18 protein-coding genes are annotated in these 23671 nt (G+C 71.3%); 9 read left to right on the forward strand and 9 right to left on the reverse strand.

All coding sequences use genetic code 11. From position 1 onward, the window contains the following. Window positions 1-9: 9 nt before the first annotated feature. A complete protein-coding gene (locus WME83_RS15890; protein WP_437320126.1) occupies window positions 10-1326 on the reverse strand; it encodes a sensor histidine kinase in 1317 nt (438 codons plus the stop codon). 326 nt (window positions 1327-1652) lie between these two features. Between WME83_RS15890 and WME83_RS15895 the strand changes: the two genes are divergently transcribed. Continuing rightward, window positions 1653-3290, forward strand: coding sequence for a hypothetical protein (locus WME83_RS15895; protein WP_437320127.1), 1638 nt, complete (start codon window positions 1653-1655; stop codon window positions 3288-3290). Here the strand turns inward: WME83_RS15895 and WME83_RS15900 are convergent. Next, window positions 3278-4204 (reverse strand): SDR family NAD(P)-dependent oxidoreductase, encoded by a 927-nt coding sequence (locus WME83_RS15900; RefSeq protein WP_437320128.1) that lies wholly within the window; start codon window positions 4202-4204, stop codon window positions 3278-3280. The genes WME83_RS15895 and WME83_RS15900 overlap by 13 nt on opposite strands. A gap of 103 nt (window positions 4205-4307) precedes the next feature. On the opposite strand from WME83_RS15900, the gene WME83_RS15905 reads away from it, so the two are divergent. Then, a complete protein-coding gene (locus WME83_RS15905; RefSeq protein ID WP_437320129.1) occupies window positions 4308-5255 on the forward strand; it encodes an AraC family transcriptional regulator in 948 nt (315 codons plus the stop codon). A 3-nt stretch (window positions 5256-5258) separates the two neighbouring features. Here the strand turns inward: WME83_RS15905 and WME83_RS15910 are convergent, their stop codons facing one another. Beyond that, window positions 5259-5888, reverse strand: coding sequence for a TetR/AcrR family transcriptional regulator (locus tag WME83_RS15910; protein ID WP_437320130.1), 630 nt, complete (start codon window positions 5886-5888; stop codon window positions 5259-5261). A 112-nt stretch (window positions 5889-6000) separates the two neighbouring features. Between WME83_RS15910 and WME83_RS15915 the strand changes: the two genes are divergently transcribed. Next, complete coding sequence (locus WME83_RS15915; RefSeq protein ID WP_437320131.1) at window positions 6001-7014, forward strand: hypothetical protein; 1014 nt, start codon at window positions 6001-6003, stop codon at window positions 7012-7014. Between the two features lie 117 nt (window positions 7015-7131). Here WME83_RS15915 and WME83_RS15920 read toward each other — a convergent pair whose 3' ends face one another. Continuing rightward, entirely contained in the window at window positions 7132-8106 is a 975-nt protein-coding gene (locus tag WME83_RS15920; RefSeq protein WP_437320132.1) for a hypothetical protein, read from the reverse strand. 191 nt (window positions 8107-8297) lie between these two features. Between WME83_RS15920 and WME83_RS15925 the strand changes: the two genes are divergently transcribed. Further along, on the forward strand, window positions 8298-8537 hold the full coding sequence (locus WME83_RS15925) for a hypothetical protein (protein ID WP_437320133.1): 240 nt from the start codon (window positions 8298-8300) through the stop codon (window positions 8535-8537). A 63-nt stretch (window positions 8538-8600) separates the two neighbouring features. Beyond that, on the forward strand, window positions 8601-10832 hold the full coding sequence (locus WME83_RS15930) for an ATP-binding cassette domain-containing protein (RefSeq protein ID WP_437322004.1): 2232 nt from the start codon (window positions 8601-8603) through the stop codon (window positions 10830-10832). A gap of 63 nt (window positions 10833-10895) precedes the next feature. On the opposite strand, the gene WME83_RS15935 is transcribed toward WME83_RS15930, so the two are convergent. After that, window positions 10896-11918 (reverse strand): hypothetical protein, encoded by a 1023-nt coding sequence (locus WME83_RS15935; protein ID WP_437320134.1) that lies wholly within the window; start codon window positions 11916-11918, stop codon window positions 10896-10898. Between the two features lie 129 nt (window positions 11919-12047). Here WME83_RS15935 and WME83_RS15940 point away from each other — a divergent pair, with 129 nt between their 5' ends. Beyond that, window positions 12048-12626, forward strand: coding sequence for a TetR/AcrR family transcriptional regulator (locus WME83_RS15940; protein WP_437320135.1), 579 nt, complete (start codon window positions 12048-12050; stop codon window positions 12624-12626). Here WME83_RS15940 and WME83_RS15945 read toward each other — a convergent pair. After that, window positions 12623-13795: a hypothetical protein gene (locus WME83_RS15945; protein WP_437320136.1), complete on the reverse strand. Its 1173-nt coding sequence runs from the start codon at window positions 13793-13795 to the stop codon at window positions 12623-12625. The genes WME83_RS15940 and WME83_RS15945 overlap by 4 nt on opposite strands. Before the next feature lie 440 nt (window positions 13796-14235). On the opposite strand from WME83_RS15945, the gene WME83_RS15950 reads away from it, so the two are divergent. Next, window positions 14236-15693 carry a right-handed parallel beta-helix repeat-containing protein gene (locus WME83_RS15950; protein WP_437320137.1) on the forward strand — a complete coding sequence of 486 codons (1458 nt, stop codon included), beginning with the start codon at window positions 14236-14238 and terminating at the stop codon, window positions 15691-15693. Between the two features lie 134 nt (window positions 15694-15827). Here WME83_RS15950 and WME83_RS15955 read toward each other — a convergent pair whose 3' ends face one another. From WME83_RS15955 to WME83_RS15965, 3 genes are all read right to left on the reverse strand, one after another. Further along, window positions 15828-16916 carry a hypothetical protein gene (locus WME83_RS15955; protein ID WP_437320138.1) on the reverse strand — a complete coding sequence of 363 codons (1089 nt, stop codon included), beginning with the start codon at window positions 16914-16916 and terminating at the stop codon, window positions 15828-15830. A 200-nt stretch (window positions 16917-17116) separates the two neighbouring features. Then, window positions 17117-18802: a glycoside hydrolase family 43 protein gene (locus WME83_RS15960; RefSeq protein WP_437320139.1), complete on the reverse strand. Its 1686-nt coding sequence runs from the start codon at window positions 18800-18802 to the stop codon at window positions 17117-17119. A 692-nt stretch (window positions 18803-19494) separates the two neighbouring features. Further along, a complete protein-coding gene (locus WME83_RS15965; protein ID WP_437320140.1) occupies window positions 19495-21276 on the reverse strand; it encodes a hypothetical protein in 1782 nt (593 codons plus the stop codon). Window positions 21277-21604: 328 nt separating this feature from the next. On the opposite strand from WME83_RS15965, the gene WME83_RS15970 reads away from it, so the two are divergent. Together WME83_RS15970 and WME83_RS15975 are read left to right on the forward strand one after the other, a co-directional pair. Further along, window positions 21605-22975: an extracellular solute-binding protein gene (locus tag WME83_RS15970; RefSeq protein ID WP_437320141.1), complete on the forward strand. Its 1371-nt coding sequence runs from the start codon at window positions 21605-21607 to the stop codon at window positions 22973-22975. A 126-nt stretch (window positions 22976-23101) separates the two neighbouring features. Beyond that, complete coding sequence (locus WME83_RS15975; RefSeq protein ID WP_437320142.1) at window positions 23102-23656, forward strand: hypothetical protein; 555 nt, start codon at window positions 23102-23104, stop codon at window positions 23654-23656. Window positions 23657-23671 lie beyond the last annotated feature (15 nt).

Genomic DNA, 23671 nt, shown 5'->3' on the forward strand with positions numbered 1-23671 from the left:
CGGCGCGCCTCAGCACGCCGGGAGCCGGACGCAGAAGCAGCTCCCCGGGCGATCATCGCCGTTGTCCCGCACCTCGATCGTGCCGCCGTGCGCCTCGACGGCCAGCTTGCAGAACGTCAGCCCCAGGCCGCGGCCGGTGCGCGAGGCGACGCTCGGGTCGTCGAGCCGGACGTACCTGTCGAAGATGCGGTCGCGCAGGTGGGCGGGGATCCCGGGGCCCTCGTCGCACACGAGCACCTCCACCCAGCGCGCGTCGACGGGCCGCGCCTCGACGTGCACGGCGCCGCGCGCGGGGGTGTGGCGGAGGGCGTTGTCGAGCAGGTTCTGCAGCACCCGGCGCAGGAGGTCCGCGTCGCCCCGGGCGCGGCAGCAGCGCGGCGCGCCGGGGCGGAGCGCGATGCGCTGGTCGCGCGAGGCCGCGAACGGCTCCAGGATCTCGGCCACCTCTTCCAGCAACGCCGTGAGGTCGAGCTCATCCAGCCGAGGCACGAGCGCCCCCAGCTGCCGGCTCGAGGTGTCGATCAGGTTCATCGCCGTGCGCTGGATGAGCTCGGCCGAGCAGACCACCCGGCTCCAGCGGCGACGTTCCCGCTCCTCCAGCGCCGGGTCCCGCAGCCGGGCCCTGGCGGTCAGCAGGATGCCCGCGGCGGGGCTCCTGAGGTCGTGCGCGAGGAGCTCGTTCAGCGCGTCCCCCTGCCGCTGGCGCTCCGCGAGCGCCTCGTGTCGCTCCGCGAGATCGTGGGTCAGCGCGTCGAGCTCGTCGATCCGCGCCTCGGCCTTCTCCATGCGCTCGCGGAGGGCGAGGTTGTCCATCGCCAGCGCGGCGCCGTCGGCGAGCCCCTGGAGCAGCGTCACCTCGCGCGCCGTGGCCACGCGCGTCGAGCTCCAGTAGCTCCCGATCGCCCCGAGGGGGGCGCGCGCATGGATCGGCACCATCGCCATGCTCCGCACGAACGTCGGCCTGTAGACGCCGAGGGGGATCCGGGGATCGAGCGCGATATCGTCGACGATCGCCGGCCTCCGATTCAGCATCACCCACCCGCTGACGCAGCTCGACATCGGGAATCGCCTGCCCTGCCAGAGGGAGGAGATCGCGTCTTCCCTGGCATAGTGGCAGAGCTCACCGTCGCGGAGGACGAACGACGCGCCGTCGGCGCCGGTGAGCTCCCGGGCGGCTCGGGCCGCGACGCTCAGGAGGGTCGGGAGATCGGGCGCGCGCCACAGCTCCCCGACGGCGCAGAGCAGGCGCTCCGCGCCGTGATTCTCCCGGCAGCTCGGATCCTGACCGTTCGAGCGGGCTGGATCTCCTGGGCCCTTGGGGTTCATCGCGGCATGCTCTAACGCCTGGTCCCCCGCCCGACAAGGCGAAGCCCGGCGCCGCGCGCGGCGAGGCCTGCGAGCTCATGCACCTCGGCCGACGCCGCTCGGCCTGCCCGCGCCGAACGCGCCGCACGCGCCGCACGCGCCGAACGAGACCAACGACAGCGGAGCGGGCCCATGCATCCATGGATATTCCTCAATCGCCGTGCTATCGTGTGAAGCGATCTGCTTGATTCGACAGTTCACCGGGTGTTCGCTCCGTCACGCTGGTTCCGCGCTCGACGACATGATCCTGGGGTCTCCGGTCCACGCGCGACGGTGAAAGGAGAACCATGCCTAGGTCCTTTGCATTCGTGCTTGCTGGGTTGATCGCTCTTGGGGTCTCGCCGCCGGCGCACGCGAAGCCGTCGGTCCTTGTCGAGGGGGCGCGGCTCCACGGCGCCAACGGGATGAACGTGGGGCCGGACGGCCGGCTGTACGTCGCGAGCCTGCTCGGCGACGAGATCGCCGTCGTGAACCGCAAAAGCGGGAGCATCGTGGACCGGCTCGACGGGTCGGACGGCGTCGATGGCCCGGACGACCTCGCGTTCGGCCCGGATGGCTCGCTCTACTGGACGTCGCTCCTCACCGGGAACGTCGTGCGGCGTTCGCCGTCGGGCGACATCACCGCGCAGAACGTCGCGCTCGGGGTCAACCCCATCACCTTCTCCGACACGGGGAGGCTCTTCGTGGCCCTCGACTTCCTCGGCGACGGCCTCTACGAGCTCGATCCCGATCTGTCGGCGCCGCCGCGCTTCATCGCGGGCAACCTCGGCTTCCTGAACGGCATGGACTGGGGCCCCGACGGCAGGTTGTACGGGCCGATCTGGACGCAGGGCAGGGTGGTCAGCATCGATGTGGACTCCTGCACCGGCGCGGTCGACCCGGAGGCGGAGTGCGACCTCCGGACGGTCGCCGACGGCTTCTTCATCCCCGCGGCGGTCAAGTTCGACGGGCTCGGCCGGCTCCACGCGGTCGATCAGAACGGCGAGGTGGTGCGGATCGACGTCGCGACCGGCGACACGGAGGTCCTCGCGGTGCTCCCGCCCGGCCTCGACAACCTCGCCATCGACGCGCAGAACAAGCTTTATGTCTCGAGCGCCACCGACGGCTTCGTCGTCCGGATCGAGCCGGACGGCGGGGTGCGCTCGCTGCTCCCGGGTGGCCTCATCCTGCCCGGCGGCGTGGCCGTGCTGAGCGAGGGAGGGGCCGAGACGGTCTATGTCGGCGACACGGCCTCGCTCCGGTCGTTCGACGGAGACACGGGCGAGCCGCTCGGCGTGGAGCGATCGTTCCTCGGCGTCTCGGAGATGCACGCGCCCACCACCGTGTCGGCGGACGGCCCGGATTTGATCTTCACCTCGTGGTTCGCCAACGTGGTTCAGGTCTACGACCCGGCGACCGCCTCGGTGCTCGAGACCTACAGCGACTTCGCCACGCCGCTCAACGCGGTCCGGTTCCAGGGCGATCTCGTGGTGGCCGAGCTCGGCGCGGGGCAGGGCGCGGGGCGCGTCGTCCGCGAGACCGGCGGCGGGCGCGTGACCCTCGCGCCGATGTCCGTGCCCTCGGGCCTCGCCGTGGACGGCGGCGCTCTCTGGGCCGCCGACTGGGCCACGGGCGAGGTCCTCCAGCTGGTGTCCGGCGGCGCGACGCTCTCTCCGCCGCTCGAGGTGGCCGCCGGCCTGTGGCAGCCCGAGGGGATGGCGGTGGATCTGGACGGCACCCTGCTCGTCGTGGAGAGCGGGAGGCGGAGGCTCCTGCGCATCGACCCGTCGACGGGAGAGATCACGATCCTGGCGAAGCACCTCGAGGTGGGGCTCCCTGCGATCACCGGGACGCCGCCGACCTTCGGGATGAGCGGCGTCGCCGTGGGCCCCTCGGGCGCGATCTACGTGTCCGGCGACAAGGCCAACGTCCTTTATCGGTTCTGAGCGATCGGCCCGGCCGGCGAATCGGCCTCTCGCGCCGCACCCCCCTGCCGGCCCGGATCGAGCGCGAGCCCCCGCTCCCGGACGAGCCGCTCCGAGAGCTCCCACGCGCGCCGCGCCAGCGCGGGGTCGTACGAGAGCGGGGTGGGGGAAAAGCGCTTCGGATCGAAGAGGACCGCGCCGCGTGCGAAAGCGGCGTCGGCCGCGGTGAGCAGCCGGACGACGTTCTCCGCGGACCGCTCCGGCCGCGCCCCGGCCAGGCCGTAAAGCGCCCGCACCCAAAAGGGGCCGTTCATCGCGTTCTCGGTCTTGGTCATCCCGACACAGGCGATGCTCGCCGTCACCGGGAGCCCCTGCCAGCGCTTCGCGGCCTCTTGCACGTGGAGATATCCAAGCACCTGAGACGACATGAGCGCCGGGAGCAGCGACCACCTCCTCCGCTCGAACTGCAGATCATCGAAGTCGGGCACGAGGCCCGAGGGGGTCTTGGCGCCGACGTGCACGATCCGCCCGTCGCCGGAGGCCGCGAGCTCCCCGACGAGCGCGCGGTTCAGCGCGTACCGGGCGAGGTACTGGAGGCCGAACGCGAGCTCGAAGCCGTCCGCCGTGGTGGCTCGCCGGAAGCTGACGGTCATCGCGCTGTGGACGAGCCCGTGGATCGCCCGGCGAGCGGCCCTGATCCCCCGGGCCGCCTCCGCCACGCCCGCGACCGAGGACACGTCGGCCGAGACCCAGGCGACCTCCCGCGCGCCCGCCTCCCGGACGGCGCGCGCGGCCTCCTCCCCCCGCGCCCTGTCGCGCCCCACGAGGACCACGGAGGCGCCGCGGCGCGCGATCGCCTTGGCCGCGGCGAGCCCGATACCGCCCGTTCCGCCCACGAACACGAAGCACGCGCCCTCCACGCTCCGCTCTCTCATCGCTCTTCTCCTCTCCTCGACGCCTCGACGACGGGTGTCTCCTCACGACTCGCGTTGACCGGTACCATGGCGATTGTGGACGTTCAGTGATAATGAGTCGGAGATGGTTGATGAATCGTCCACGGAGCGCGCCGTCGACCCGCTGAGCGGCGTCCTCGACGCGGTCCGCCTCCGCGGCAGCGTCTTCGGCGTGGGCGAGCTCGGGGCTCCGTGGGGCGTGAAGACGCCCGGCCTCCCGGAGCTCGTCTGCTACGTGGTCGTCCGGGGCGCGGCGCACCTCGCGCTGATCGACGCGCCGCGGGACGAGGTCGCGCTCTCGAGCGGCGATGTGGTCCTCGTGGCGGCGGGGCGCGCGCACGCCCTGCGGGACAGCCCGAGCAGCGCCGCCGTCGCGTTCCAGGAGCTCCGTCGCACGGCCGGCCCGCGCTGCGGCCCGGTCCGGCTGGGCGGCCCCGGGCCGCGCACGACGCTGGTCTGCGGGGCGCTCGCGTTCGACGAGGCCGGCTGCGCCCTCCTGGGGTCGGCGCTGTCCGGCCTCCTGCACCTCCCCGCCGAGGCCGCGGGCCCCGGCCTCGGCGGCGTCCTCGGCGCGCTGGCGAGCGAGGTCGCCGCGCCGCAGCCCGGCTCGGACGCCGCGCTCGCGCGGCTCGCCGAGCTCGTCTTCATCCACGCGCTGCGCGCCTCCATCGCGCGGGGCGCGGCCGAGGTCGGGTGGCTGAAGGGGCTCGGGCAGCCGTCGATCGCGCGCGCGCTCGCCGCGATCCACGTGGAGCCCGGCGCCCCGTGGACGGTCGCCGCGCTCGCCGGGCGCGCGGGGATGTCGCGCTCCGCGTTCGCCGCCGAGTTCCGCCGGCACGTGGGCGAGCCGCCGCTCGCCTACGTGACCGCGTGGCGGATGCGCCACGCCGCGCGGCTGCTCGAGGACGGACGCCTGAGCCTCAAGGACATCGCGGCGAAGGTGGGTTACGGGTCCGCCGAGGCGTTCAACCGGGTCTTCAAGGGCTGGGCCGGCGCCCCGCCCGGCGCGTACCGCCGCCGCCCGGCCGGATGACGCTCAGCCGCCCTTCGAGAGCCACCGCACGATCAGCGACTCGAGCGCCTTCGCGGCGGCGGCCTCGTCGGCGCGGCCGCGGAACATCTCGGCCGCGAGCGCCTCGGCGGCGCCGATGATCGCCACGCAGCGGAGGTGCAGCTCGCGCTTCGAGAGCTGGACGCACGGCGCGAGCGCGTCCCGGTAGATCGTCACGTACCTGTCGAGCAGCTCCCGCTCCACGGCGTCCATCTGCTCGTCGCCCTTCAGCGCCGCGAGGATCGCGAACCACTGGGGGCCCACGGTCGCGCAGCAGTGCATGTACGCGGCGCTGACGACGCGCGCGACGTCCTCGAGGCGCTTTTGCGTCCGCTTCAGCGCCTCGAGCAGCGCCGCGACCTGGCGATCGTCGATCTGCCGCGCGAGCGCGATGAGGAGCCCGGACCGCGTCTCGAAGTGCTCGTACGCGATCGGCTTGCTGACCCCGGCGCGCTCGGCGAGGCGGCCGAGCGTCAGCGCCTCGGTGCCCTCCTCGCGCACGATCTGCTCGGCCGTCTCGAGCAGCTGCTCGCGGCGCTCCGCCTTCGGCAGGCGCTTGCCGGGGGCCTCGCCCCTCGGCCGGCTTGCGGTTCGCGCTGCGTTCGTCTTCGCCATGCGCCTTGACACTACCACGGGTAGGTTCATATTACCAAAGGTAACTTACTGATGGTAGGTTGCTTTGAGCACGCCCGGCCGCTCGCGCGACCCGGCGGGAGGAGTCCTTCCCATGAGCACACGTTCGATGTCTCCAGTTCTCTTGATCGGCGGCTCAGGCCACGTCGGCGCGCGCGCGGCGAGGGCGCTCCGGCGCCTGCATCCGGATCTTCGGATCGCGATCGGCGGGCGCGACGGGCGCAAGGCGGCGGCGGTCGCGGCGGAGGTCGGCGGTCCGACGACGGCGGTGACGGTCGACGTCCAGAGGAGCGACCTCGGCCTCGAGCCGGGCGCGTCGTTCGGCGGCATCGTCACGCTCGTCAAGGACGAGTCGTCGAACGCGCTGAAGCGCGCGCAGGCCGACGGCGTGGCCTACATCGCCTTCTCGGACTTCGTCACGGAGATCGGCCCGCTGGTCGCCCATTACGTGGCGCGTCCGACGCGCGCTCCCATCCTCATGCTGGGCCACACCCTCGGCGGCACGGCGACGCTGGCGGCGCTGCACCTCGCCCAGGAGCTCCGGAGCGTCGACGCGATCGCGATCGCGGTCGTGATCGGCGCGGACGATCACGGCGGTCCGGCGTCGAGCGCCGATTTCGAGCGGCTCCGGCAGGTCGGGGAGGCCGCGCTCGTCCTCGACGATGGGAGATGGACCTGGCTGCGCGGGGAGGCGGCCACCCGGCGCGTCGTGGACGCCGAGGGCGCGGCGCACGTCGGCCAGGCCTTGCCGCTGAGCGACGTGGTCAGCCTCGCGGCGGCGACCGACGCGCGATCGATCCGGACCGACGTCGCCGCGCGCGACAGGGCGGCCGCCGGCGCGGGCCCCCGGACGGAGCTCATCGTCGAGGTGTCGGGGCGGCGTCGCGACGGGTCGGGGGCGCGGCTGCGTTACGACATCGTCGACGCGGACAACCTCGCTCGCCTCAGCGCGTACGGCGCCGCGATCGCGACGGAGCGCCTGCTCGGGCTCGCGGGCGGTCCCCCGGTCGGCCCCGGCCTCTACAACCCGGAGAGCGTGCTCGACCCGGCGAGCGTCATGGCGCGGCTCGAGGCGCTCGGCGCGCGCGTCCGCCGCACGCTGGCCTGAGCGCCGCGCGCTGGCCTGAGCGCCGGGCCGCCGGACGCGCGCCGGCGGGACCGGGCCCCGGCCGTCCGCGGGGGCGGGATCTGGCGTGGCGCGGCGATCGGACCGCGATCCAGCGCGTCATGGCAGCGCGACGGGCACGGCGTCGACCCGCGTGCTGACGACCCTCCGGCGCTGCGCGCCGAGGTTCGCGGAATCGACGCTAAACGAAAGCACGAATCTCTTCTCGTCAGGCGCAGGCGCGAGGTGAGGCGAGCGGAAGCGATCGTCCAGCGAGTCTTCGCGGATGATCGGCTTGCCGCCGTCGTGCTTCAACATCGGCATCGGTATCCCGTGCCCCGTCCCGTCGGGCACGACGACCCGGCTGTTCACGTGGACGATGACCCTGCTGCCGGCCGCGAAATCGCCGTTCATCGGCAGCGCGCGCCCGGAAAAGCGCCTCAGCACGGCCTGGGCGATGCGCCGCCAGTCCTCGCCGCTCCCCGCGTTCGCCCGGAGAAAGCGCGCCGAGATCAGGTGGCCTTTCGCGTTGAGGGTGAGCTCGAACGAGCTCTCGGAGACCTCGGGCGCCGGGGACGAGGAAACCTCGTCCGCGACGGCCGAGGCGAGCGTGCCCGCCGCGGGAAACACCAGCATGGGCCCCCGCCCGCTCTCCTCGGCGTCGTTCTTGGCGGAGCGCGGCGGGGCGGGGCGCACGGGAGCGGGAGCGCCGGCCGGAGGCGCCACCGGCAAGACACCCGGCAAGGCCCAGACCGGCGCCCCGCCGAGGCCGGGAGGGGCCGCGGCGGGGGGAGGCGCGCCGTATTCGTCCGGGGGCGCGGTCTCGTGGGTCTCCGGTCCGGAGCTCGGTGCCGGCGCGGAAGGCGCTTCGGGCGGCGCCGGCGCCCATCTTCTCGGTCCGGCGCGCGGGGAGCCGGGGGCGGCGCCGCTCATCCGGGCGAGGCCCGGCGGCGGTTCCAGCGGCGGGTCGTCCGGCGCCCTGGGCTCGTCAGGCGACACGTCGAGATCCAGCAGGACGAGCGGCTCGACCTCTTCCCCCGCGCCGGCGCGCGCGCGCTCGTCGACAACCCGCGGCACGAGCGCAACCGCGGCCACGACGCCTCCCGCGTGGAGGAGGAAGGCAACGAGCAGAAAGAGCGAGTCCCGACCGCGCGCCGGCCGAGAGTCGCAGCATGTGGGCTCGATTCCCATGCTTTCCGTCAAATCCTTACCCTGCCGGCCCCGCCCCAGCAAGCGCCGGCGCCGCGACGCTCGATGCCTTGTCGCGGCTCAGGCGGCTCAGGCCCATGGGCGGCGAGGTCGGCAACGCCGAATGCCGAATGCCGAACGCCGAATGCTCGCGCTTCCTGCCCCTTGACATTTTCGATTCGTCTTGCTTTTCCCGAACCCTCGCGCTAGAGGAGCCGGCCGACCTCGAGGCGTGGACTGCGTCCGGCGCGCGCGATGCCGCCTGGGGGGCCCACGCGGACATGTTCGACGCTCGATCGTCTCGGATCCGCGAGGTGGCCAATCGCGTCGGTTTCTGATCGTGGCCTTCGGGGAGACTGCGGCGGTCGGGCGTTTCGAGCTCGGAGAAGGAGGCAATCGTGATGGATCGCCAGTTCATCCAGGTGCGCGGAGCGCGCGAGAACAACCTCAAGGACGTCTCGCTGGACATCCCCAAGCAGAAGATCACGGTGTTCACCGGCGTCTCCGGCTCCGGGAAGTCCTCCCTGGTTTTCGACACCATCGCCGCCGAGGCGCAGCGCCAGCTCAACGAGACGTTCACCGCCTTCGTGCAAGGCTTTTTGCCGCATTACGGCCAGCCCGACGTCGATCGCATCGAGCACCTGAACGCGCCGATCATCATCGATCAGAAGCGGGTCGGCGGCGGCTCGCGCTCGACGGCGGGCACGTACACCGACATCGCCGCGCTGCTGCGGCTGCTCTTCTCGCGGGTCGGGCAGCCGGCCGCGGGGCCGGCCTTCGCCTTCTCGTTCAACAACCCGCAGGGGATGTGCCCGGAGTGCGAGGGTATCGGCAAGACCGTCCAGCTCGATCTGGACAGGTTCCTCGACCGCAACAAGTCCCTGAACGGCGGGGCCATCCTCCATCCGGACTTCAAGGTCGGCAAATGGATGTGGAAGATGTACCCGCTCTCCGGGCTCTTCGACAGCGACAAGCCGATCAAGGACTACTCGGAGGAGGAGCTCCGCGCGCTCCTGTACGGCGCTGACGTGAAGGTCTCGTTCGGCGAGTTCGGCTCGAAGTACGAGGGCCTCGTCGAGCGCTTCACCCGCATGTACCTCAAGAAGGACGCCGCGGCGATGTCCGACCGCAACCGGGCGGTCTTCGAGCAGTTCACCACCTCGCAGACGTGCCCGGCGTGCCGCGGGGCGAGGCTCAACCAGGCGGCCCTGAATTGCAGGATCCAGGGCCGGAACATCGCCGAGGCGTCCGACCTGGAGGCGACGGAGCTGATCGAGTTCCTGCAAGGCCTCACCGATCCGGTCGCCGTGCGGCTGGCCGCGCGGCTCATCGAGCGCCTGCAGCACCTCGTGGACATCGGCCTCGGCTACCTGAGCCTCGGCCGGGAGACCGCCACTCTTTCCGGCGGCGAGTCGCAGCGCGTGAAGATGATCCGGCACCTCGGAAACAGCCTGACCGAGATGCTGTACATCCTCGACGAGCCCAGCGTGGGGCTGCACGCGCGCGACGTCGCCCGGCTGAACCGGCTGCTCCAGAAGCTGCGCGACAAGGGCAACACCGTGCTCGTCGTCGAGCACGACCCGGACGTGGTGGCGATCGCGGATCACGTGGTGGACATGGGCCCGAAGGCGGGGGTGCACGGCGGCCAGGTGGTCTTCCAGGGGAGCTATGAGGCCCTCAAGGACGCCGACACGTTGACCGGAAGGTCCCTGAAGCAGCACCTCCCGGTCAAGCGGAAGGTCCGGCAGCCCACCGGGCAGATGCTCATCAAGAACGCCACGTTGCACAACCTGAAGAACGTCACGGTGGGCATCCCCACGGGCGTGCTGACGGTCGTGACGGGGGTCGCCGGCTCCGGGAAGAGCACGTTGATCAACGATGTCTTCCTGGAGCAGCACCCGGAGGCGATCGTGATCGACCAGTCCCGGGTGACGGCCAACAGCCGCTCGGCGCCGTGCACGTATACCGGCATCATGGACGACATCCGGCAGGCGTTCGCCAAGGCCAACAAGGTCAGCGCCTCGCTCTTCAGCTTCAACTCGGAGGGCAGCTGTCCCAACTGCAACGGTCTGGGCGTGGTCTACACCGATCTGGCGTTCATGGAGGGCATCGTCTCCACGTGCGAGATCTGCGAGGGCAAGCGGTTCAAGGCCGAGGTGCTCGCGTACAGCCTGCGCGGCAAGACGATCAGCGACGTGCTGGACATGACCGTGGAGGAGGCGCTGGCGTTCTTCGGCGAGAAGAAGATCAGGGCCGTGGTGCAGGCCATGAATGACGTGGGGCTCGGGTACCTGAAGCTGGGCCAGCCGCTCAGCACGATGTCGGGCGGGGAGGGGCAGCGGTTGAAGCTCGCCACCGAGATCCACAAGCAGGGCAGCGTCTACGTGATGGACGAGCCCACCACCGGGCTGCACCTCTCCGACATCGGGCTGCTCATGGGCATCATCGACCGGCTGGTGGACGCCAGGAACACGGTGGTCCTCATCGAGCACCACCTCGACGTGATCCGGCAGGCCGACTGGATCATCGACCTCGGCCCGGAGGGCGGCAACGCCGGCGGCGAGGTGCTGTTCGCGGGGCCGCCGTACGAGCTGAAGGGCTGCGAGCGGAGCATCACGGCGAAGTTCCTCTGAGCGCGACGCGGGCGTGACGGGCCGTCTCTCCGCACCCCTGGTCCGGACGCCCGGTGGGTGGAGCTACTGGCTCCGCCGCCCGTAGTAACCGGCGAGCATCGAGAACGCCTCCTTGGGCTTCCAGGTGCCGTCCTCGAGCACCTTCACGACACCGGTGCTGGCCAGGTCGAGATCCTTGCGCGGCTCGCCCGGGTCGTGCGGCAGGATGTAGCCGGCAAAGGCGTGCACGAACGCGGCGTCGACGCCCTCCGCGTCGAGCACCTCGAGCACCTCGCGCAGGTAATTCGCCTGCTCGGCCTCGTCGCGCGCGTACGCGCCGTTCAGCCCGAGCGGCGTCGCGGTCGCCTCGTCCCACACGATGATGTCGGCGCCGCGCGGGCCGGCGGCGGCCGCGCCCTCGTAGGTCGCGCAGCCGAACTCGGTGATCGCGACCGGCTTGCCCAGCGCCTTCCCCTGCGCGACGAAGGCGCGGATGAGCTCGGGAAAACGGTCGGCGTTCTGCGCGTACCGGTACGCGGCGTCGGTGCTGACGATGTCGAACGGCGTCCAGTCGACGCCCTCGAACGAGAGCGAAGCGTAGGTGACCTTGCCGCCGAACCGCGCGCGGACCACCGCGACGGCCCGGGCGAGGAGCTCGTTCAACCGGGCCGGGATCGCGGCGAGCAGCTCGCGGAGCTCCGGCCCCCGCCCGGTGAACACCTTGCTCCGGTCGAGGAACGTCTCGCCGGGCACGAAGCCCTTGTTCATCAGGCTGAGCTCCGAGCCGGTGACGATCACGACCTCGGCCCCCGCGCGGCGGAGCCGCTCGCCGTGGTCGGCGCATCCGGCGAGCAACGCGAGCAGCTCGTCGCCGGTCAGGTCGGTGGTGAACGGGCAGATCCAGGTCTCCAGGCCCGCCGCGGCGGCGTGGGTCGAGGCGATCTGCAGCCGGCCCGGATCGCCGCCGGTGATGCGGACCGCAGTGCAGCGCAGGTCGCCGCGGATGACCCGCATGTCCCGCCGCACGCGGTCCGGGTCGAACGGCTCGTGGGTGCTGTTGCCCTTGTTGAGAAAGCCGGTGTCGTAGCAAATGCCGTAGGCTCGCATGGTCGGTGGCCCTCACGCCGGTTAAGGTACTTCGCGTACCTTAAATCGCCCCGGCGTGCGCGCAACGTAGGTTAAATTACATGCCGGAGAGCGGGTGAGAGCGTGGCGGCGGAACGGCGGCGTGGAGCGGTGCTGGAGCTGGCGATCCTGCGCGCCGCGGCCGAGGAGCTCGCCGAGGTCGGCTTCCCGGGGCTGACCATGGATGGGGTCGCGAGGCGCGCGGGGACGAACAAGAACGCGATCTACCGCCGGTGGCCGAGCCGGGCGGCGCTCGCCGTGGCCGCGTACCGGCAGCTCGCGGCCGACAGCGCGGAGCTGCCGGACACCGGCGCGCTGCGCGCCGATGTGCTCGAGCTGCTGCGGGGGGCGAACCGGCACTGGTCGTCGCCGCTCGGCGACGTGCTCCGCGGCCTGCTGGCAGGGGTCGGCGGCGAGCCCGAGCTGCTGCGGGAGCTGCAGGAGGCGTCGAACGACGGCGGCAGCGCGCTGTGGCTGGCCGTCCTCGGCCGCGCGGTCGCGCGCGGCGAGGCGCCGCCCGAGGCGCTGCACCCCCGCGTCGCGACGGCGGCCGTCGTCCTCCTGCGCAACGAGTTCATCACCCGCGGCGCGCCGAGCGTGCCCGACAGCGTGCTCGTCGAGATCGTCGACGAGGTCTATCTCCCGCTGATCCGCGGCCGAGGCGCCCGGGGACCGACCTCGGCGCGCTAAACGAGCATCGAATAGCGCTGCTCCGCCGCGAGGCACGGCGCCGGCTCGAGGCCGAGCTCGCGACGGACGATGTTCGCGCCGCGCACCAGCGACACCATCTTGTGAAACGCGTGCATCCGGCTCATGCCCTGTCGGCCGAAGCCGCAATCGCTGCTGAGGATCAGCCGCTCCGGCTCGATGAACCGGAGCGCCTTGCGGACGAGCGCCGCGACCTGCTCGGGGGTCTCCACCTCCAGGCTGCGGTGGTGCACGACGCCGATGCAGACCTTCTTGTCCTTGCCGATGGCCTCGCCGATCGCCGGGAGCGCCGCGCCGCCGTCGCTCGCGGCCTCGAACGTGATGACGTCGACGTCGAGCCGGTCGAGCAGCGAAAGCGCGCCCTCGTAACCGCTCGTCGCGACCTCCACCCGCTGCGCCGCCGGGTTGCCCCAGCAGGTGTGCACCCAGACCTCGGTCTTGTCGCGCAGGCCGGCGACCTCGCGGTTGAAGGCGTCGACGTAGAGCGCCGCGGTCAGCTCCGCCCCCTTGTCCTGGCCGGCGACGTAATGGAGCATCGGCTCCTCGAGCTGGACGACGGGGCACCCCGCGTCGGCGACCTCGTGCAGCTCCTGATTGAGGCTGTCGGCGATGGCGAAGAGGAGCTCGCGGCGGTCCGCGTAATGCTGGTTGAGGACGACGGCCTCGAGGAGCTGGCCGCAGCAGGTGCCGAGCTTCATGGGCCTGCTCGTCATGCGCTGCGCCGCCTTCCAGACGCGCGCGTACTCCAGCCCTCCCCGGCCGACAGGGCCGCGCACGAAGAAGGGGAGGCGGGCCTCCATCACCTCGTGGAGGATATCGCCCGCTTCCCGCTCCCTCGGCGACGTCCAGGGCTGGGGCCGGAGGCCGGGATCGGCCATGCCCTCCATGCGCTCGGCCAGGTAGCTGAACCAGGAGCGGCCCCCGACATCCATGTCGAAGCGGGCGTCGCCGTCGGTCAGGATGTCGAGGCCGGCCCTGACCTGATCGGTGATGTGCACGGCGAGGGTGTCGGTGTACTGCTCCCTGAACACGAGATCGGCCATGGCGGTCGAGAACCTGCGGCCCGCGAGGCCGGAGACATACCAGGACGGCCGCGGCAGAGAGCCGGTGATGGTCGTTGCGAGAGGCTTGTGCTTCGTCGCCTTGATCAAGAAAACCTCCTGCGCATACCCGTGCAGCGCGCGGCCGATGCTAGCGGAGGAAACCAGTGCGAGCGAGCCCTCCGGTCGCGCCTGCGCGCGCCGCGCCCGCGTGAAACGGGGCTGTGGGGCGAGCGGGCACGCGCATCAGGCGCGCGAGCGCTCCGCCGGACGAGCCCGGGGGCCGCGCACTGTTCGGTAGGACTGGCTACGTTCTCGCCCAGCCGCCTCGCCGGCGAGCGGCTGTCCGTGCGCTGCGCAGCTGTACGATCGTTGCGCAAGATCTCGTGATCGGCCCGAGGCGGCGAAGGGCCTTTGCGGCCTTCGCCCCCGCGTGCTCCCGCGGCGGGCGGTATGGCCGCCCGCTTGCAATGTCCCCGCGTCGAAGCGCCCGGCGCACGCGCCAGGGTCGCGACTTCACGTGACAGGCAACCCTTCGAGGACAAAAGCTCATGAATCGATCGAAGAGAATCCGCGCGCCGCACGCGGCGCATCGCCTCGCTCCGTCCGGCATCCTGCTGCTCGCCGTCGGGCTGTCTCCGGCGTGCGCCGCGCCGTCCGGCCCCGAAGACGCCGGCGCAGGCGCGCTCGAGGCCGGGCTCGCCGCGGCGGCCGGGCCGTGCGGGGATCGCTCGAGCGGCAGGATCATCACCGTCGCTCCCTCGGGCGGCGATCACCGGACGATCCAGGCCGGGCTCGACGCGGCGGCCGCGGGCGACACCGTGCTCGTCAAGGCGGGCACCTACAGCGAGAACGTCTCCTTCGGGAAGGGCGGCACGGCCGCCGCCGGCTGCATCACCCTCCAGGGCGAGGCGGGCGCCATCCTCGACGGGACAGGCAGGGACGGCGCCGGGATCGAGATCGCCAGCAAGAGCTACATCCGGGTCGCCGGCATGACGGTGCAGAACTTCAAGGGCGGGGACACGCCGATCGGCATCAGCGCGAGCGGGAGCTCGAGCTTCCTCGAGATCCGCGACAACGTCGTGCACCACATCGAGAGCTCCGAGGACGCCCACGGCATCGCCGTCTACGGCACGTCGGCGACGCCGATGACGGACATCCTCATCGACGGCAACGAGATCCGGGACTGCAAGCTCGGCTCGAGCGAGTCGCTGGTCCTCAACGGCAACGTCACGAACTTCGTGGTGTCGCGCAACGAGGTCCACGACAACGACAACATCGGCATCGACTTCATCGGCTTCGAGGGCGTCGGCCCCTCGGGCTCGGATCAGGCGAGGAACGGCGTGTGCGTGGACAACGTCGTCTACAACATCACCTCGGCCCAGAACCCCGCCTACGACGGCGAGCGGTCCGCGGACGGCATCTACGTCGACGGCGGCAGGGACATCGTCATCGAGCGGAACAAGGTCGATAGCAGCGACATCGGGATCGAGGTCGCCAGCGAGCACCGGGGCAGGACCACGAGCAACATCACCGTGCGGAACAACTTCGTGTCGCGGAGCTACCAGGGCAACATCATGATCGGCGGCTACTCCACGAGCGTGGGCAGCGCGGCCAACATCTCGGTGCTCAACAACACGCTCTATCAGGCGACCGGCGGCGAGATCATCCTCCAGAACAACTCGGACGGCGTGCTCATCCAGAACAACATCCTCTCTGCCAAGGCGAGGAACGCCTACGTGAGCAGCGGCCGCAACAACAGGAACGTGCGCGTCGACAACAACATCTTCTTCGGCGCGAGCCAGACCTCGGCCGGCGCCTTCACCGACCCGCGCGCGCGGTTCGTCGACCCGCTCCTGGCCGGGCCGCCGTCGGACCTCCACCTGACGAGCGGCTCGCCGGCGGTCGACGCGGGGGTCGATCTGGGCGCGCAGGGCGGGGTGTCCGACGTCGACGGCGAGGCGCGGACGCGGGGGGCGCGCGTCGACATCGGCGCGGACGAGCGCTGAGGCGGGAGCCCGCGAAGGCGCCGGGCGCGGTCGAGGTCCTGCGGGGAAGCGTCAGGACCGCTCCCGTGCCCGCGGCGGGCGCGGGCGCTCGCTCCGCGCAGCAGCGCGAGAGCGAGCGCCGCAGTCAGCCTGGTTCACTCGTCCAGGAGATCCAGCCTCGAGCCTGGCACCATCCGGTAGTCACCGATCGCGAACCCCTGCAGCTCGCTCGTGAACTCGAACGGACCGAGCACGTGAATCACCTCGCCGCTCGCGCCGCCGGCGCCGCCGTCGCCGCTCGTGCCGCCGGCGCCGCCGTCGCCGCTCGTGCCGCCGGCGCCGCCGTCGCCGCTCGTGCCGCCGGCGCCGCCGTCGCCGCTCGTGCCGCCGTCGCCGCTCGTGCCGCCGGCGCCGCCGTCGCCGCTCGTGCCGCCGGCGCCGCCGTCGCCGCCGTCGCCGCTCGTGCCGCCGGCGCCGCCGTCGCCGCTCGTGCCGCCGGCGCCGCCGTCGCCGCCCGTGCCGCCGGGCCTCGTGACCGTGATGAAGTCGACATACACCACGGTCGGGTTGGCCCAGGGCCCCGAGATACCTGCGTCGACCCTCAGGCCGATGCGCCTCACCTTGGTCTTGTCGAACGTCTTGGTCTCATCCGCAGCGGCGGCGTCATCGACGTCGATGGTGAGCTCTGTCCACTCCTCCAGGCTGCTGAGGTCCGTCCACGCCCAGGGGAGACCTATCCAGGCCTGTGCGCCTCCATTCTGTACGAACGTCTGCACGCCACCGCCGGTGCCGGCGTACACCTTCACACGGAACGTGACGGTGGCGCCGGTCAGGTCGACCAGCTCCGGCATGTCGAACTGGAACAGCGTCCCTGTGTCGGCCTCGGTGAGCGGCACGGCCAGCCGGGCGCAGCCCGAGCAGCTCTCGTCCGGACCGGGACCGATGTCCACTTCATCGACGCCGCCCGCGCCGCCGTCGCCGCCGTCGCCGCCCGCGCCGCCGTCGCCGCCGGTGCCGCCGTCGCCGCCCGTGCCGCCGTCGCCGCCGTCACCTCCCGAGCCGCCGTCGCCGCCGTCGCCGCCGTCGCCGCCGTCGCCGCCCGTGCCGCTCGCGCTTCCGGTACCGCTCGTCGACGAGCTGCTCGTCGTGGTGCCTCCACCGTCGCCGCCGTCGCCACCGGCCCCGCCCCCGCCGTCGTCGCCGCAACCCATCGTGACGAACGAGCCAGCCAGCAAGCCGCACATTGCCAAAGCAACAACTGATCTCATCGCATCCTCTCTACGCTCTACGCTTTCGTCCCACGCGATCGCGCGCGATTCGGGCCGGCGTTCGCCGTGCCCGCTCCCCTTTGCCCAGCTCTCTGCAAGCCAGCCGCGCCGGACCCCGGCATTCCTACGCTCGCCGGGAGCGCGCCCGCCGGCTCATCGCTCCGGGACCGGCCCCGTCAGCTCGCAGCGGCCCCGCTCCGCCCGGCCTTTCGCGCACGACGCCGCGCGACGATCGCGCCCAACGCGGTCAAGGCGGCGAGCACGCCCGCCGGGGAGCTGGACGCCGATTTGACCCGGCACCCACACCCGCCCTCGTCCTCGCTCGCGCCGTCAGGTGGGGCGGCGCCAGCGCCGCCCGTGCCGCTGCCGGTCGTCGCTGCGCTGCTGACGCTCTCACCCCCGCCCGAGCCGCCGCTGCCCGTCGCTCCCCCTTCACCCATGTCCGGGCCGCCACCGCCGCCCGTCGGCTCCGGGGCGTCGAGCGGCGTGAATTTCCACCAGTTGAAATTGAACAGGGGACCGTTCCCACCGGTGAATTTCAGATACAGATCGTGCTTCCCTGTCGCGCCGTCGACCGCACAGGACTTGGTAACCCAGGTCTGGGGGCCGCCGGTGCCCTCGACCATGCAGGTCCCCACCAGCGTGCCGGTCGCGCTGTCGAGGCGCAGCTCGATGCTGCCGCCACGGGTCGCCGAGGCCACCCTCGCTTCGAAGGACCCCGCGCCGGGACCGAAATCGACGTCCTTCACCTTGATGTAGTCCCCGTCGTCGATCGACGTGACGTTCATCCCGCCCTCGCTGCACGCCTCGGTCTCGACACCGGATGCCCAGGCGATGGTTTCAGCCTCCGTCATGACGTACGGATCGAGGGCGCCGACGCCAGGCGGGCCCGCCTCGGTCATCGTGATCGTCGGGATGGTGCCATCGTCGTTGTAGGTGAACCGCTCGACGGCCACCGAGCGGTGATAGCCGCCTCCGCCCGGCAAGGCGCCGTTGTGATAGAAGAAGTACGAGTTGTCCTTGTAATCGATGATGGCCGGGTGATTGGTGAAGCTGTCGCCCTCCGTGGGCATGATGACCCCACGGTACGTCCATGGGCCGGTGGGGCTGCTGCTCGTGGAGTAGGCGATGTACTCGGGGATGCCGCCGGCCGGATACGCCAAGTAGTACATCCCATCGCGCTTGTAGAGCCATGGCCCTTCTTCGTACAGGGTCGGTCGCTCGGCGTTCCCGGTGCGCTGTCCAAAGCTCTCCGCCGTCATGGGCACGCGTACGACCTCCCCCTGGTAGGAGATCATGTCCTCGTTCAGCTTCACGTAGCAGAGGTTGGGGTTTCCCCAGTAGAGATAGGCCTGGCCGTCGTCGTCGATGAACACCGTCGGATCGATGTCGCCGCAATTGGCGTTGATCAGCGGCCCCCCGAGGGCGTCTTTGAACGGCCCGACAGGGCTGTCCGCCACGGCGACGCCGATGACCATCCTGTTGTGCGTCCTGCTCGTCGTAGGAACGTAGAAATAGAACTTCCCGTTCCTGTGGATGACCTGACCTGCCCAGGCATCCGCCTTCGACCAGCTGAAGTCCTTGTATTTCAGCGGCGATCCGTGATCCGTCCAGTTCACCATGTCCGTGGACGAATAGACTCTCCACTCGTTCATCCCGAAGAACGTCGAGGCGCTGTCTTCGTCATGCCCGGTATAGAGGTAGAGCGTCCCGTCGTGGACCATGGGGGCCGGATCGGCGGTGTAGATGGTCTGTACGATGGGGTTGTCCGCCATGGATTCAGACGGAAACGCGGTCGCGCCGCAAAGCAACAACGCCGAGATGAGGAGCCTATGCTGGAGGGATGTCGTAACCGTGGCCATTCCTGGACCTCGCTGCTCTCCTGAAGAATCAGAATCGTTAGGTGGCGCCAGATGTCGTGGATCGCTCAGGCGATGACTCTCCGGCGCTCCTCGTTGGGGCGCTTCGCCGCGATGACAGCCCAGCCCGTCAAGAGCTCATCAGCGATCGCGTCCGAGACGACCGGGCGAATGGAATCAGCGCCGAGGCCGAGATCGATCGGATGACGAAGGTCTCGGTGCGCATGACCCATCCAGGGCGAAGCAAAAGGGTACCGTTCACGAGCCGGAGCGCGTTCCTGAGCAGTTTCAGGCACTTACGAGCCCATCGATCCTTCCCATCGATCCTTGGCCGCATAAGCCCGCTCGGCCCTGTCTTGCAAGTGTTCGAAATTGTTGCGTTTGTTGGTCCGACGCGTGAACGTTTACAGCAAAAGGGTACCGTTGGGGCCTATTGTGAGCGCTCACATTGTCGGTGTCAATTCCAATCGACCACGGCGTGTCCGCGCCTCGCGCGTCATGGCGAGCGCTCGTGATGCTGAGGCCGCCGAGCCGCGCGGCGAAGCAGCCCAAGCGGTGTGCGGAGCTCGCGATTCTGTCCGCTGCGCCTGCCGATCAGCGAGAGGCCCTGACCGCGCTCATCGCCATGGAGCCGTGGAATGCCCGTTCCGGCAGGTCGTGTTCGGTACCAGGAACGCCGAGGAGCTCGTCCACCCTCATTGAGCCTCGTCGCGCTTCCGGAACCACGTGGAGAGGTAGCGCTCCTCGAGGTCGATGAAGGCTTCGCGCATCATCGCCTCGTAGACGATGGCCTCGAGGGCCCCAGGGGGCGGGGAGCCGGTCTGCTGCTGGATGAGCCCAGCGGGGACCCGCCGCGCGATCTTGTGGCTCGTGAGCAGCGGCTCCGCGTCTCCGGGCAAGAGGAGCTCCGTCTTGAAGAAGAACTTGAGCCCCATGACGATGATCTGCGGCTTCTTGCTGCCATAGGCCATACCGGACGACTCGACGCGATAGCTCACCAGGAGGGCGGGGGAGGTCACGGAGCGCTGCTCCTCGGCGGAGCCCTCGAAGGCCGGGCCCGGCTCGAAGGTGACGAGCTCCGGCTCGAACCCCCGCGCGAGCCCCTCCGCCAGCGCCGACGCGGTCCGCTTCTCCTGGGGATCGAGGCGCGTCCCGTCCACGTAGCGCGTCGGCAGGGACGTGACGCCGCGGAACATCGGGCTCTTCATCACGAGCTCGTCGGCGCGCTCCAGGTCCTGCGAGGGTAGCCGCCGGAAGCGGACCTGGACGGCCGGGCCGCGGAGGCCCTGCGGCGTGCTCCTGGGCCCCACGCGCTCCGCGTAGGCGAGGAGCCGTCGCACGAAATCCGCGTTCTGCTCGCTCCCCTCGGGCATGTCCCTCTTGTACCGATCGAGCGCGCGCACATAGAGCGCGTGCCGGGCGTCGTTGAACTCCTTGTCCAGGCCGTGCTTCGGGTAGCGCTCCGCGAACGCCAGCAGCGCCGCGAGCGTGCCCACCGCCCGCGCCCGCTCGAGCTCCGCGGCGAGCGCGGCGCGGCGGGCCGCGGCCACCTCGGCCTGGATGCCCGTCTTGGGGTAGGCGCGGATGAAGTCGTCGATGGCCTCCACCGAGCCCTTCGCGGCCGCGAGGCGCAGCTCGGCCCGCGGCAGCAGCACCTGCGAGGCGACCTCCCGGTGGCCGCGGCCGCGCGTGATGTAGCGCTGGTACGCGGCCACGTCGTCGCGCGCCCGCGCCGCGGCGTACATCCGAGCGTCGCTCATCCGGTTGCGCAGGAAGAAGAGCCCCAAGCCGAGCGCCAGGCCGACCGCGGCCGCGACGAGCCATGCATAGCTCCGCCACCCCGGGACCTCGCGCGAGAGCGGGATCGGCGACGCGAACGGGCTCTCGATGGCAGGCGGCTGGAACGGATCGAGCCGGCGCAGCTCCGCGGCGTCGGGCTGCGCTTTCATGCGGCTCCACGCCGCTTCGATCTCGCGGATCACGTCGTCCGAGCGCGACGGGTCCTCGAGGGGAAATGCGTGCCGCGTGCCGCCGAACGTGAGGACCACGGCGCCCCTGGGGCCCGCCGAGACGCGCGAGAGCTCCGCGAGCGAGAAGACCCGGAGCCGGTGGTCGCGCGCGTCGATCAGGTTCGCGGGGAAGACGAACAGGCCGGGCGCGAACGGCAACGAGATGAGGTCGGCGTTGTAGGCGAGCGCCCGGAGCACGCCGATGGCGGTGGTCGCGGCGAGCAGCACGTACGCGGCGGCCGCCGCGGTCGGGTGGAGCGCGAGGGCGCTGTCGACGTCGCCGAAGCCGGCCGCGCAGAGCGCCGCCAGCAGGAGGCCCGCCGCGACGCTGACCGCGAGCCAAGCCACGATGGTGCGCCGAATCCCGAGCCGGCTGACGATCGGCGCCGGCGCGAACCGCCCGCGGAACGCCTCGATCACGCCGTCCTGAATGGCACGCGGAAGCTTGTAGAAATCGATCTCGTGCATCGCGCTGCTCCCACCCGGCGCCGGAGCTCGGCGCCCTTCCGCTCCTCGACCTGCCGATCGACCCTAATGCATTTCGCCCCGCGCTCCGAGACCGGAGATGGCATATCCTTGCAGCAGGGGCGTGCAACGATGCGTCGACTTCTGCTCCTCTGGCACTTGTGCAGTCTACCCAGCGCCGGCGCTGCGGTGAGCCGCGGCGGCGGTGAGCCCCCGGGGGACGGATCGAGCGCGCCGGGGCCGGCGGCTCCGGCGGCGCGAGCGCGTGCAGCGCGCCATGTCTCGACTTTTCCGGGGAGTCGTGGCCAGCTGCGAGCGACGAGGTGTCACCATGGGAACGAGGGAATCCAAGATCGGAAGCTCGCCGCCGCCGGGGCTCGCGGCCTCGATGGCGCGCAATCTGGCCCGGATGGTCGGTCTGACGTTGCTCTCGACGCTGGGCTGCTCGAGCGGCATGGATGACGGCTCGTCGACCGGCGCTGGTGGGGGCGGGAGCGGGGGCGAGGACGGAAGCGGCGGCCAGGGGGGCAGCGCCGGGGAGAAGACCGTGCTCCGGGTTCCCCTGTACCCCTATATCCCCGACGCGGCGGGAGACAAGCTCGCGGCGATGGCGCTCCGCATCGAGGCCGAGTTCGAGGAAGCGCACGCCGGGATCGATCTCGTGGTGAATCCGCCCTGCTTCGCGGCGGATGTCTACGATCCCGCGGCGCTGGCCATGGGCCTCGCCGGGGAGGAGGCCGACTGTTCGGTCGACGTCATCGAGACGGACATGATCCTGCTCGGCGAGCTCGTGGCCACGGGCGCGATCCGGCCCTGGTCGGAGCTTCCTCCCGCGGACTGGCACCCGGCGGGCATCGAGGCGTCGACCTACGAGGGCGAGATCTACGGCGTCCCGCACTGGCTCTGTGGCCATTTCACCTTCTCCAGGGACCCGTCCGTGGAGAGCGCTGGCACCGCGGCCGAGCTGGCGTCGGCGCTCGTCGACCTCCAGACGGATGCGCCGGACATGGCCGGCAACTTGCTCGGAAGCTGGAACCTACCCTCGCTGTACCTGGACGCGTGGGCGGACACGAACGGGCCTGAGGGGGTCGCATCGGCGATCTCCACCACGATGTACGACGCGGCGACCCTCGATGCGCTCGGCATCTTCGCGAGGACGTGCGAGAGCGAGGGGAGCAACCCGTGCCTCGACGGCACCTACGATCGGGAAGAGAACGTCGATCTCCCGGCGCAGCGCTTCGCGGCAGGGGAGGTCGACGCGACCTTCGGTTATTCCGAGCGGCTCCACGCCATCTTGAAGAGCCTTCCTCCCGGCGGCGATCCGGCCGAGATCAAGCTCGCCTCGGCGCCCCTCGGGGACGGCAACCGCCCGCTGCTCTTCACGGACAGCTTCGTCGTGAGCGCGAGGTGCACGGACGCCTGCGCCGATGCCGCCGCCGCGTTCGTCGCCTACATGAGCTCGGCCAGCACCTTCGCGTGGATCCTCGCGAGCGAGGACGCGCCGCAGGAGACCCGTGTTCCACGCTATCTCATGGCAGCGACGTTCGATGCGTACTCGGCGCCCGCGATCGGCGCGGATCCGTTCTACCAGGCCATCAACGCGCTGACGGAGGAAGGAAAGAGCTTCCCGAACGGCGGGCTCCTCGACGTCAGGAGCGAGATGCGAGATGACATCCTCGCGACCTTGACCTCCGCTCCCTGATCCCGACCGACCCAGCGGATCGAGGGGCCAGTCGAGATGCGCGTCCGTGCCGATCAAGACACGTGTGGGCGCGACGCCGGACGGTCACTTGACGCCGGGGGCGCAAGGGGATGATCCTCCGTCGCCATGGCGGGCTCGAAGCGGGCGGACGCATTCCTGGCGATGGCGCTGAGCGGGCTGGCGGCTGCGGCGGCCGTCGGGTGTACCGCGCTGGCGGGGCTGGACGACGGCTACCATCTGGTGGGCGGGAGCGGAGGCAGCGGGGCCGGCGGCGGCGCGGGCGGCGCGGGGGGCAGCGGGACCGGAGGCGAGGCCGGCGGCAGCACGGGCGGCAGCGGGACCGGAGGCGAGGCCGGCGGCGCCGCGGGCGGCGACGTCGGCGGCTGGGGCGGCTGGGGCGGAGGCGGCGGCAGCGCCGGGTGCGCGACCTGCGCGCTGCCCCCGTACGACGCCGCGGATCCGGCGGAGCTGTGCGAGTGGTCGGCCGCGATCTACGGGGCGGTCATGGAGTGTCTCTGCGCCGAATGCGGCGCGGTGGAGGGCTCGCCCTGCTATGGCGGGTGCGGCGCCGGCGAGGGGCGGAGCGCGGAGTGCAACGACTGCCTCGCCTCTGCGGCCGCCGAGATCGAGGGCGCGTGCGCGCCGGAGGTCGCCGAGTGCGAGTTCGACACGGGCGAGTGATCTCGGCACGTCGCC

The sequence above is a fragment of the Sorangium sp. So ce385 genome (assembly GCF_051474135.1).
Lineage (GTDB): Bacteria > Myxococcota_A > Polyangia > Polyangiales > Polyangiaceae > Sorangium > Sorangium cellulosum_D.